6 protein-coding genes are annotated in these 13,268 nt (G+C 37.4%); 5 read left to right on the top strand and 1 reads right to left on the bottom strand.

What is annotated here, in order from left to right:
• Positions 1 to 41: 41 nt before the first annotated feature.
• From ACUN26_RS14155 to ACUN26_RS14140, 4 genes are all read left to right on the top strand, one after another.
• Positions 42 to 989 carry a nucleoside hydrolase gene (locus ACUN26_RS14155; protein WP_073990662.1) on the top strand — a complete coding sequence of 316 codons (948 nt, stop codon included), beginning with the start codon at positions 42 to 44 and terminating at the stop codon, positions 987 to 989.
• Positions 990 to 1,104: 115 nt separating this feature from the next.
• Positions 1,105 to 2,214, top strand: a complete 1,110-nt coding sequence (locus ACUN26_RS14150) for a serine hydrolase (RefSeq protein ID WP_000751360.1) — start codon at positions 1,105 to 1,107, stop codon at positions 2,212 to 2,214.
• A gap of 222 nt (positions 2,215 to 2,436) precedes the next feature.
• A complete protein-coding gene (gene argH, locus ACUN26_RS14145) occupies positions 2,437 to 3,945 on the top strand; it encodes an argininosuccinate lyase (protein WP_000813956.1) in 1,509 nt (502 codons plus the stop codon).
• 60 nt (positions 3,946 to 4,005) lie between these two features.
• Positions 4,006 to 4,845: a GNAT family N-acetyltransferase gene (locus tag ACUN26_RS14140; RefSeq protein ID WP_002093485.1), complete on the top strand. Its 840-nt coding sequence runs from the start codon at positions 4,006 to 4,008 to the stop codon at positions 4,843 to 4,845.
• Between the two features lie 35 nt (positions 4,846 to 4,880).
• Here ACUN26_RS14140 and ACUN26_RS14135 read toward each other — a convergent pair whose 3' ends face one another.
• Entirely contained in the window at positions 4,881 to 5,630 is a 750-nt protein-coding gene (locus ACUN26_RS14135) for a (S)-benzoin forming benzil reductase (protein ID WP_001271043.1), read from the bottom strand.
• Positions 5,631 to 5,746: 116 nt separating this feature from the next.
• Between ACUN26_RS14135 and ACUN26_RS14130 the strand changes: the two genes are divergently transcribed.
• Positions 5,747 to 13,219, top strand: a complete 7,473-nt coding sequence (locus ACUN26_RS14130) for a DUF7507 domain-containing protein (protein ID WP_001116423.1) — start codon at positions 5,747 to 5,749, stop codon at positions 13,217 to 13,219.
• Positions 13,220 to 13,268: the final 49 nt, after the last annotated feature.

The following is a 13,268-nucleotide window of genomic DNA, read 5'->3' as shown; positions in this document are numbered from 1 at the left end:
GTATATGTAGGGCTATTCATAAATTAATAACAACTGAGGGGATGGAGTTGAGGTCGATGAAAAAAGTGTTATTTTTAGGAGACCCGGGAATAGATGACTCTTTAGCAATTATGTATGGATTGTTGCATCCTGATATTGATATTGTTGGCGTAGTAACTGGATATGGGAATGTAACACAAGAAAAAGCGACAAGTAATGCAGCGTATTTATTACAGTTAGCAGGTAGGGAAGATATACCAGTTATTAATGGTGCGAAAATCCCTTTATCTGGAGATATTACAACGTATTATCCAGAAATTCACGGGACGGAAGGTTTAGGGCCAATTCGTCCTCCGAAAAACCTTTCTCCAAATATAAAGCCTTTTTGTGAGTTTTTCGATATTCTTGAAAAATATAAAGGAGAATTAATCATTGTTGATGCTGGTAGGTCAACGACATTAGCGACAGCGTTTATTTTAGAAAAGCCGATGATGAAATATGTAAAAGAATATTATATAATGGGCGGTGCTTTTTTAATGCCTGGCAATGTTACACCAGTGGCGGAGGCGAATTTTCATGGCGATCCGATTGCGTCACAGTTAGTTATGCAAAATGCGAAGAATGTAACATTAGTGCCGCTTAATGTTACATCCGAGGCAATTATAACGCCAGAGATGGTAAAATATATTACGAAACATTCTAAAACGAGTTTTAATAAGTTAATCGAGCCGATATTTACGTATTATTATAAAGCTTATAGAAAGTTAAATCCGAAAATAAAAGGAAGTCCAGTACATGACGTCGTTACAATGATGGTTGCGGCAAATCCATCCCTTTTAGATTATGTATATCGTCGTGTCGATGTAGATACAGCTGGAATTGCAAAAGGAGAAAGTATTGCAGATTTCCGTCCTCAACCTGATGCAAAAGCCTTGAAAAATTGGGTACGAATTGGTTGGTCATTACATTATAAAAAATTTCTTGAGGATTTTGTGAAAATCATGACGTAGACATAATAGGAGTATACAAGTTAAAATAATGGAGATGGTTATTTAAATGACCATCTCCATTATTTTGTTTTTTAAAGATAGAGAGAAGAGTTATACAATAGGAGAGGAATTTTACTTGAAAAAAACTATAGTATGCGCAGTAATTGTGGGTATTTTCGTTTTGCTAATATCGGGTAACTTTTTAGTGAAAAAAGTATGGAGTTCAAATAATGATGATGCACAGTATATTGCATCTTTTATTGAAGAACATAAAGATGAAAAAAATAGTGCGCTTCTAGTAAAGAGAAATGATAAAGTTGTTTATTCTGTAAATCCAAATGTTGTATTGCCAGTTGCTAGTACGATGAAATTAATTGTGGCGCTTGAATATACGAAACAAGTTACAGAAGGGAAAATTGACCCGGCTAGTTTCGTTTCAATTAATGATGTCAATCGATATTATGTACCGAATACAGATGGTGGTGCACAAGATAGATGGCAAAGGTATTTGGAGAAGACAGGCAAGATAACTGAAGGAGCCGTTACTTTAGAAGACGTGGCAAAAGGAATGGTTAAGTTTAGTTCGAATGCTAATGCGGAATATTTAATGGAAGTGTTAGGATTAGATAATATTAATCGAAATTTACAAAGTTTATCGCTCCCTGCACATCAACCACTATTTCCGATTGTTTCATCTTTATATATCCCAGGATATTTGCATAAAGAATTACATGTTCCAAAATATAAAATAGAGAAAAAATTAAAAGAAATGACTCAAGAGCAATATCGTGAATATGCGATGATTATTCATGAGCGCTTAAAAAAGAAGGGGTCATTATTACAGAAAGAAATTCCTCTTTATTTAGAGGAACGTTATGATAAAATTTGGTCAGATAGATTACCAGCTGCGTCCGCAAACGATTATATGGTATTGCTGCAAAAGGCAAACCATAAAGGTGGCCTGACAGAAGCTGAAGAAAAAGTGTGGGCGAGTATCGTTGAAACAGATATGAGTGCCAAGAAATATCGTAAAACATTCAGACACGCAGGACAAAAGAATGGGTATACGCCATGGACGGTTACAAAAGCGGTTTATGCTATGGATAAGCGCGGGAACTGTACAGAAATTGTATTCTTAGCGAATAATTTAAATGAAGATGACAGTGCAGAAATACGTAAACATTTAGCAAATTTACATTTCCAAGTGTTGCAAAGTGATAAGTATGATGCGACTTTTATTAAATAAACTCGGTGCATAAAGCACCGAGTTTATTTTTGTCCCGCTATTTGTGGACAGTAAGACTCCCATCTCAAAATTGGGCGAATGCGAGAGAGTTAGGTGGGAGTACAATTGCCTGTAAAAGGCCGATTGGTAAGGGCTAATTAAAGTTTCACTTTATGTATAAGCACTTTTTTACTATCTCTGGGTATGATGGGTAGTAATACTTAGGTGAAAGGGGAAAAGGTGATGAAACAGAGTAAAGAAGAATTTATAAAGAATGAAGGCGCTGATTTCCCTGGGAAAACATATGTGGATTGTGTATTACAACATGTATTTAATTTTCAGTATAACCACTTATTAAAAGATATGTTTCAAGTGCATAAAGCGCATATTATGATGCTGACTGAAGAAAGTTTAATAAAAAAAGAAGAAGCTACAGTTATATTAAAAGCACTAAAAAAGGTAGAAGGAATGCCCAAAGATCAATTGCGATATACAGAACAACATGAAGATCTCTTTTTTTTAGTTGAACATTTAATTTCTCAGGAAGCAAAGTGTGATTTTGTAAGTAATATGCATATCGGTCGAAGTAGAAATGATATGGGAGTAACGATGTATCGTATGAGCTTAAGACGATATGTATTACGATTAATGGAACACCATTTATTATTGCAAGAAAGTATATTGCAACTTGCTGATGATCATAAGGGAACAATTATGCCAGCTTATACACATACACAACCAGCACAGCCAACAACGTTTGGTCATTATATGTTAGCAATTTATGATACGATGCAAAGAGACTTAGAACGAATGAAAAAAACGTACCAAATTTTAAATCAGTCTCCGATGGGGGCAGCTGCACTTTCAACAACAAGTTTTCCGATTAAACGAGAACGAGTTTCTCATTTACTTGGATTTACAAATGTAATTGAGAACTCATATGATGCTGTCGCTGGAGCGGATTATTTATTAGATGTTAGCTCGTTACTTATGATAATGATGACAAATACGAGTAGATGGATTCATGACTTCTTATTATTAGCGACGAAAGAATATGATGGTATTACTGTTGCGAAGCCATATGTGCAAATTAGTAGTATTATGCCACAAAAACGAAATCCAGTTTCAATTGAGCATGCTCGTGCTATTACGAGTAGCGCTTTAGGAGAAGCATTTACAGTATTTCAAATGATTCATAATACACCATTTGGGGATATTGTCGATACGGAAGATGACTTACAGCCGTATTTATATAAAGGAATCGAAAAGACGATTCGCGTATTTTCTATTATGAATGCAGTCATTCGAACGATGAAAGTAGAAGAAGAAACGTTAAAAAGTCGTTCCTATAAACATGCAATAACGATAACTGATTTTGCAGATGTTTTAACAAAAAACTATAAAATTCCATTTCGGCATGCTCATCATGCAGCAAGTACGATTGCTAATATGTCATTGGTGCAGAAAAAGGAGCTTCATGAATTACATTTCAAAGATGTAAATATATACTTACAAGAAAAATTTAAAATACATTTATTGGAAAAAGAGTGGAAAGAAATTATATCGCCAGAAGCTTTTATTCAAAAAAGAAATGTATACGGAGGACCGAGTAAAAAAGAGATGGAACGAATGATTCAAAAGCGTAAAGAGTCATTTAAAAATGAAGAAGAGCGATTTGAAACGGAAAAACGGAGAATATTACGAGCTGAATATAATTTGAACATATTAGTTTCAAATATTATCGAATCGTAAAAGAAGGATTTAATGAATTAATCGCCAATACTTAATTAAAATATAAATGGAGAGAAGAGATTGTCGATGATTCAATTACACGTATATAAAGAGATTCTTCATTTTAAAGAAGATGTTACACCATTTTTAGAAAAGAATGAGCAGGAAAATAATTTAATGTTAGGTATATTACAAGTAGCTCAAGAACCGACGTTTATGGGGGTAGCGAAACGAGGAGAAGAAATTACAGTTGTATTTCTTCAAACAGAAGAGAAGATACAAATGATTGTTGCAACTTCTGAAAATTCGGAAGTAGATATAGTGAAACTTGCAAAAGAGTTATCGAAAGTATATCCGGACATTCCTGGATTGATCGGTAATAAGGAAATTGTACAGAAATTAGCTGAAGAGCTTGCGGTGTTAGAAAATAAGAAAACGAATGTTGTAATGAAACAAGGTGTATATGCATTACAACAAATTAAGAAGAAGTGGAACGAGGATGGAATTTTTCGAGAAATAACTAATGATGAGTTGCCATTAATAGAAAAATGGATATATCAATTTTGTGAAGATGTGAAGCTCCCAACTACGAAAGAAGAAGCGGAACAAACCGCACATACATTAATCACTAATAATCGTCTATTTGGTCTAGAAGTAGATGGGAAACTCGTTTCTGTAGCTGCAAAAACGAGACCAACTACAAATAATATAACAGTAAATTTCGTTTATACCCCGAAAGAAGCACGAAAAAAAGGGTACGCATCTAATTGTGTAGCGGCACTCAGTCAACGTATGTTAGACGAAGGGTACAAGACGACTACACTATATACTGATTTAGCCAATCCGACATCTAATAAAATTTATCAAGAAATTGGTTATGAACAAATTGCGGAGTCTGTGCTCATATTTTTAGAGAAGTAGAATAAAAAGGCGTGCTATTTTAGCACGCCTTTTTATTATTCATCAATTCTAATAACTTCGCCTTGCGGGAAGTTCTCAGTTTCTAGTAAGTTACGAATAGCTTTTGCCACATATTCAGGTGATAATAGCTTTCCTTCTTCTTTTAGTGTGATGAATCGGTCTAAATTTGTGAAGTCTTCTTTATTTGTTTCACGAATTTGTACTTGCATATTTGTATCCACAACACCAGGTGCAAAAGCGACGATTTTTACTGGATATTCTTTTTCCTCTTCTTCAGTCGCTACGCATTGTGTAAACATATTCACACCAGCTTTCGTAGTACAATAAGCGCCCCAGCCAAAGTAAGGTTTTTTTCCTGCACCAGATGAAATGTTTACAACGCGTTTATCTACTTTCCAGTCTTTCGTATGTTTCATGAACATAGATGTAAGAATCATAGGGGCAAGTAAATTAATGTGAACGTTCGTAATGAATTGTTCGCTTTCTGCTTTTTCAATCGGCTTCATAGGTGCAACTGTACCTGCATTATTAATTAAATGAATAGAAGATACATTGTCTTCTTTAATGGATGAAATGATTTCGTTAAAGTTAGTTTCTAAATGATGTACATCTTGAAGATCTAAGGAATGGAAAATACAATTGCTGTTATATTGTTCTGCAAGTTTAGTAAGCTCTTTGTTTTCTCTTCTAGAAATAGAGATGATGGTTGTGCTTTCTTCTAATAATTGCGCGGCAATTGCCTCACCTAAACCTTGTGAAGTTCCTGTTATGATAACGTAGCGCATAGTTTTATAAACTCCTCTCGTATGTGCGGAATTTTGTTGGACAACGTACACTCTATAGTTTGTCTACATTTTATAGTATAGAGCACTTTTTACTATAAATGAAATGAGATGATTACGTGCCTTTTATGAATCGCTTTACAACGACAGTTACTGGTGCCGTCACGTTCACTGGGAACACGTTGGGACTCAGTCCTACATCTCCTGCACCAGGCAATAATTTCGGTACGATTGATGTATTTACTACGGTAAATACATCGCTTCAAGTGCCAGGATTCCCAGCAGGAACGACAAATGATTGGCGATTAAATTCTGCAAGTGCAATTTTGAACCTTCCAGCAGGGAGTAGTGTCTTATACGCAGAACTTGTGTGGGCTGGCACATACCGGACTGATACGGAGGATGTTACTGCGTTTTTAAATGATAATATTACCTTTACAACACCAGCGGGGACATTTTCTGTTACACCAGACCCAGCAACTGCCCAGCAAGGTTCAGTAGGGAAGCAGTTTTATTATAGTCGTTCTGCTAACGTAACGAACCTTATTAGTGCAGGTGGGGCTGGCACATATACAACAGGTGCCGTGCCAGCTGCAAGAACTTCAGCTGATTCAACAATTAGTCGTTCGGTTGGCTGGACGCTTGAGGTAGTTTATCAAAATGTGAGTTTACCACTAAGGAATTTATCGGTGTATGCAGGACAAGAAATTATTGAGGCATCATCACCACCAGTAGATGCTGTTATTTCAGGTTTTGCAACGCCGTCTACGGGAACAGTTACAGGAAGAGTACTTGTAACTGCCCAAGAAGGTGATGCTAACATTGTTGGAGATCAACTTCGTTTTGGGCCGAATGCAAATGCTACAGTTACTTTATTCGGACCGAGAAATCCTGCAAATAATTTCTTTCAGTCACAAATTTGTAATGACAATGGAAATTTAGATACGAGCGGAACATTTGGAAATCTGAATCAGCCGTTAGGAATAGCTTTAGCGATCCGAAGACAAGGGTGGGATATTACGAATGTAGATGCCTCCTCATCTTTAGTAAACAATCAGACGTCAGCAACTGTTCGCTTTGTCACAAATGGAGATGGATACGCTGCAGCTGGTTTTGGTGTTCAAATTGATGCAACAGGTCCAATCATTAATCCTGTTAAATCGGTAAATAGAACCGTTGCAGGGGTAGGGGATACTCTCACCTATACGATTACGGTCCCGAATACAGGAACAGGAAGTGCAGAAAACGTTGTATTACAAGATAGTATTCCGAACGGAACTACATTCGTAGCAGGTAGTGTAACGGTAGGTGGAGTAACGCAACCGAGTGCGAATCCCGCGAATGGAATTAATTTAGGTACAATCCCAAATAACACGCAAAGAATTGTTGCATTTCAAGTTCGAATAACATCGTTCCCGAACCCAAATCCTATTCCAAATCGTGCAATGGTGTCATATCAATTCCGTCCTTTTGTCGGTAGTGCCCCTATTACAAGTACGTCTTCTTCAAACACAGTACAAACGACAGTGAATCAAGCGACTATAAGTATGCAAAAATCTGTAGATCTACAGACGGCAACTCTTAATGATGTATTAACGTACACAGTTAATGTGACGAATAATGGGAATGTTGCTGCAAACAATGTTATTTTTGTTGATAGTATCCCTGCAGGAACAACATTTGTAGCTAATAGTGTTACGGTTAATGGAGTAGCACGTCCAGGAGCGAATCCATCAAGTAGTATTAATCTTGGAAGTATTAATGCATCGCAAACGACTGTAGTACGCTTTCAAGTACGAGTGACATCGAACCCTCTTGTCAATCCAATACCGAACCGTGCAAGTGCAACCTTTACCTTTACCCCAGTGCCTGGTCAACAACCAATTTCAGGTCAAGCGACGAGTAATACCGTAGTTACTACAATTAATATAGCTGATATAAGAACGAGAAAAACAGTGGATAGAGCTTTTGCGACAGTGAATGACGTTCTTACGTACACCGTTACAATTGAGAATACAGGAAATGTACTTGCGACGAATGTTGTTTTTCAAGATCCAATCCCAATTGGAACGACTTTTATTGCAAATAGTGTGACTGTAGATGGGGTTTCGCAACCTGGGGCAAATCCAGCGACTGGGTTTGCGGTAGCAAATATATCTCCCGGCGGAAGTAGGACAGTGACTTTTCAAGTACGAGTGACATCTACGCCATCAGGAGGTACGATTGCGAATCGTGGAAATGTATCTGCTAATTTCGTCGTTAAACCAAATCAGCCGCCAGTAACGATTAATAGACAAACGAATACTGTAGTGACACAAGTTAATACGGGTGGTTTAAATGTAATAAAAGAAGTGAATACAACGCAAGCGGCAGTAGGAGACACTTTAACATACACAATTGCCGTCCAAAATACAGGAAATGTTCCGTTAACAAATGTGCTTTTCCAAGACACTATTTCTTCCGCTGTTTCTTTCGTTGCAAATTCTGTAACAATTAATGGAGTACCGCAAAGTGGATTGAATCCGAATACAGGATTTTCTCTTCCAAATATTCCTGCGGCTCAAACAGTTGTAGTCACATTTGAAGTATTAATTGTACAGGATCCAGAAAATGAAGATATTTTAAATCAAGCAAATGTAACAGCAAGTTTTCAAGTGAATCCGAGCGAACCGCCAGTAACAATCAATGTACCGAGTAATATTGTGAATACAACTGTACAATCAGGGAATTTTGAAGTTGTGAAAGCAGTGAATACAGATGTTGCAACGGTAGGGGATGTTTTAGTATATACAATCGAAGTTATAAATGCAGGTAGTGTACCAGCTACAAATGTATTTTTCCAAGATTCAATTCCACAAGGGACATTATTTATTGAAAATAGTGTAGTTGTTAATGGTGTTTTACAAGAAGGGGCAGATCCAGAACTTGGATTCCCATTAAATAATTTGCCTACTGGTGCGAGTGTAATTGTTACTTTTGAAGTATTAATTGATGAAATTCCCCAAGGAAATAATGTCGTAAATAATGCGAATGTAACTGGAGATTTCCTTGTAAATCCGACAGAGCCACCGATTACTGTAACAGTACCAAGTAATACTGTTATGACAGTCGTGAATTCTTCAGGGTTAAATGTAATGAAAAGTGTAAGTGCTACTGAAGCAGGTGTAGGAGATACGTTAACGTATACAGTTCGTATACAAAATAGTGGAACAGTAGCAGCGACAAATGTATCATTCCTTGATCCAATTCCATCTGGAACAACGTTTGTAGCAAATAGTGTAACAATAAATGGAACGCCTCAGCCAGGTTTAAACCCAACAACTGGATTTCCACTTGCTAATATTCCAGTAGGAGGGATGGTAACAGTTACTTTTCAAGTGACGATCACGAGTGTACCACCAAATAGAGTTCTTCCGAATAATGCGAATGTAACTGCTGATTTCCAAGTAAGTCCTCTGCAGCCACCAATTACAATTGTAACGATTAGTAATATTGTTGTGACGCGAGTAAATGTAGGATCAATTAATGTAATAAAGAGTGTAAACACACCGCAAGCAGGCGTAGGAGATACGTTAACGTATACAATTCTTATTCAAAATACAGGAACTGTTCCTGCAACGAATATTATTTTTCAAGATCCGATTCCTGTTGGAACTGCGTTTGTAGCAAATAGTGTGACGATAAATGGAGTTGTTCAGCAAGGCGCGGATCCTATGGCAGGTTTCCCAGTACCAAATATTCCGGTCGGACAAACGGCTACGATTACGTTTCAAGTTACAGTGACGAGTGTTCCGAGCGGTGGAAATATTAGAAACCAATCGAACGTTACTGCAAGTTTTCTTATAAATCCAGCAAACCCTCCAATAACGACTGTTACGAATAGCAATTTTGTCGTGACACAAGTAAACACAGCACAGTTAAATATACAAAAATCTTCATCTGTACAACAAGCGGCATTTGGAGAAACTTATACGTATTCTGTTGTCATTCGAAATAACGGCACAGTACCAGCGACGAATGTTTCTTTCATCGATCCAATTGCTCCAGAAACAGCATTTGTCGCAAACAGTGTGACGATAAATGGAATTTCACAGCTTGGTTTAGATCCGAATATTGGTTTCCCGCTTCCTAATATTGCAGCTGGGGCATCAGTGACAGTAACGTTCCAAGTTACAGTAGTTACGCCATCCCCACGCGGAGCAGTATTAAATACGGCATCTGCTACAGCCACTTTCTTATTAAATCCTTTACAACCACCTGTAACAACGACAAATTCAAGTAATACGACAGTAGTTACAATACCGTTACCTCCTCCTGGTGAAGTAACAGCAACAAAAGCAGTTGACGTTGCGACTGGGGCTGTTGGAGATGTATTAACGTATAGCGTGCTAATTACGAACGTAGGAATTATACCTGTTACAGATGTACTCTTCCAAGATGTCATTCCGGAAGGAACGACATTTGTCGAAAATAGTGTAACGATAGGTGGGGTTCAGCAATTTGGTTTAAATCCAGAAATAGGATTTACTGTTACTCCATTATTAATTGCTGGTGGAAGTATTACGGTAACATTCCAAGTGACAATTACAGAGATTCCAGATAATGAAGTCATATTAAACGATGCTGACGTTACATTTACTTCACAACCGAATCCGCAGGAACCACCGATTACGGAAACGATATTAACGAATTTAGTCGTTACGACAATTAATATAGCGTTTATTTTTCCGTTAAAACTAGTAGATAAAGAAGTAGCGACTGTAGGAGAAATTTTAACGTATGATGTATTGATTTTTAATTTTGGAACAGTGGCAGCGACGAATGTTCAATTTATAGATACTACTTCCGCGGGTGTAGCATTTGTACCAGGAAGTGTGAGCATAAACGGGGTACCGGCACCAGGATTAGATCCTTTCATTGGTTTTACAGTTCCAGATATACCTGTAGATGATTTTGTACTTGTCACATATCAGGAGACGGTAACGAGCATACCAGAAGGTGGTACAGTTGTTAACTTTGTAGACGTTACCGCGACATTTGCTGTAAGTGAAACAGAACCACCTATTACTGAAACGACGACAAGTAACACGACATTAACAGAAATAAATGAATCTGGTTTGAATGTATTAAAATCAGTGAGTCAGCCGATTGTTGCAGTAGGGGATACAATCACCTATACAACAGTAGTTCAAAATACAGGGACAGTGACAGCAACGAATGTTCAATATAGTGATGTATTACCTTCTTCTATAGCATTCGTGCCGAACAGTGTAACGATAGACGGTGTGTTACAACCTGGATTCAATCCGAATAATGGATTCCCGCTTCCAGATATAAATCCAGGTGAAAGTGTAGAAGTAACATTTCAAGTAACAGTTGTTAGTGTTCCATCAAACGGAACAATTGTCAATACGGCAAATGTAACAGGTAGCTTTGTATTAGTACCAGGAGAACCACCAGTTATAGTAAACCAACCGAGCAATACAACACTCACAACTGTCAATAGAGGACAATTTAATGTTATTAAACAAGTAAATAGAGCGGCTACTCTCGTTGGAGATGTATTAACGTATACGGTTCAAATAACGAATACAGGAACAGTAATAGCTAACGATGTTCAGTTTGTTGATACGATTTCAGCAGGAGCGTCATTTGTACCAAATAGTGTAACGGTAAATGGAGTTTCGCAACTAAACTTAAATCCGATTACTGGCTTTGGAGTTGGAGATATACCAGTTGGTGAAACGGTTATAGTGACGTTTCAAGCGACAGTTACAACCATCCCGTCATCAGGAACAATTACGAACGTTGCAAATATAACAGGAAGTTTTACTTTAGTGCCAGGAGAACCACCGGTTATAGTGACAGATCCGAGTAATACGACTATAACAAGAATAAATAGAGGACGTTTCAGCATTATAAAATCTGTAAATAAAGAAGCGACACGTTTAGGAGATACGTTAACGTATAGTGTGCAAGTTACAAATACGGGAACGGTAACAGCGACGAATGTTCAGTTTATCGATGTTCCATCACCTAGTTTAGAATTTGTTCCTGGAAGTGTACAAATAAATGGGATTCCGCAAGTAGGTTTAGATCCTTTTGTAGGCTTTTCATTACCGGATCTTGCAGTAGGGGATAGCGTATTAATCACATTTGAAGTAAATGTAATTTCAATTCCGCCTTCTAGTAGCATTATGAATACAGCGAGAGTAACTGGTAATTTCGAATTGATTCCAGGAGAACCACCGTTTACAATTACCAATTCAAGTAATACGACAGTCACACCAGTAAATAGAGGCAGTTTAGATATGCTGAAAGAAGTAGATCATTCAATTGTTGGAGTAGGAGAAACGGTAACGTATCGTGTTCGTATATTAAATACTGGTACGGCTGACGCAATGAATGTTCAATTTATTGATGTGCTATCTCCGGAAGCTGTTTTTGTACCAAATAGTGTAACGGTAAATGGAGTAGCGCGTCCGGGAGTAAATCCGCAGGTTGGATTTACGATTTTGGACATTCCAGTCGGTGAGACGGCGATTGTAACATATGAAGCTACGATTACGAGTTTTCCAGATGGTGGTACAGTAGTGAACGTTGCTGGGGCATCAGCAGAATATATTTTAGTACCAGGTGAACCGCCAGTTACAGTGATGGACACGAGTAATACAGTTATTGTAACGGTAAATACTGCAATCTTATTTGTTGCAAAAGGAGCAAACTTTGAAGTAGCAATGGTAGGAGATGTTGTCACTTACGGCATTGCCGTCATAAATGATAGTACAGTTCCTGTGACGAATATTGTTTTAACAGATATCATTGATCCAAATACGTTATTTATAAATGGCACGGTAACGGTAAATGATGTACCTCTTCCATTTGCCAATCCGAATACGGGTATTCCGTTAGGTGATTTTCAGCCAAATGATGCGGCAATTATTAATTTCCAAGTTGTAATAACGGGAGGACAAATAAATAATTTAGTTACAAATACTGCTACAGCGACTGGGCTCGCAACTGTAAATCCGAATGAGCCGCCTGTAGTAGTTGAAGGTGATAGTAATACAGTTGTTATCCCGTTTATCCCTCAAAATGTCTCAACGACAGTCGTAAAAACGGCAAATCTTCAAACAGCAACAATTGGAGATGTCATTACGTTTACGACAGTCATTACAAATACAGGTGATACTGTCATGCAAAATATTCGTTTTCAAGACATGTTAGATAGTAGTGTTCGATTTATCCCTGGAAGCGTAATAGTCGATAGTGTTCCATTACGAAATGTAAGTCCAGTATCAGGGTTTCTTATAGGAAATTTAAATCCGGGTGAAGCGCGGACAGTTTCGTTTCAAGTAGTAGTTCAGAGCGCACCAAGTGGTTCAGGAAATTATATTAACCAAGCGAGTATTCGCTTTGAACATCAAGTAGGTACAGTATTGCCACCTGTTACACAAATAATAGAAAGTAACATGGTAGTCATCCCATTTGTTCCAACGATAGAACAAATTTGCGAAACGAACTTTAATTGCTTAGATAAAATTCCATTTCAATGTTCTCCATGTAATCACTTACAAATAAATAAAAAATAAATACCAAAAGAGCATCCTGTAAGAATAGGATGCTCTTTTTTATGTGTAT

It is taken from the genome of Bacillus sp. WC2503 (genome assembly GCF_052682895.1).
Note: the sequence above shows the minus strand (reverse complement) of the source record. Positions and strands in the feature narration are given on the sequence as shown.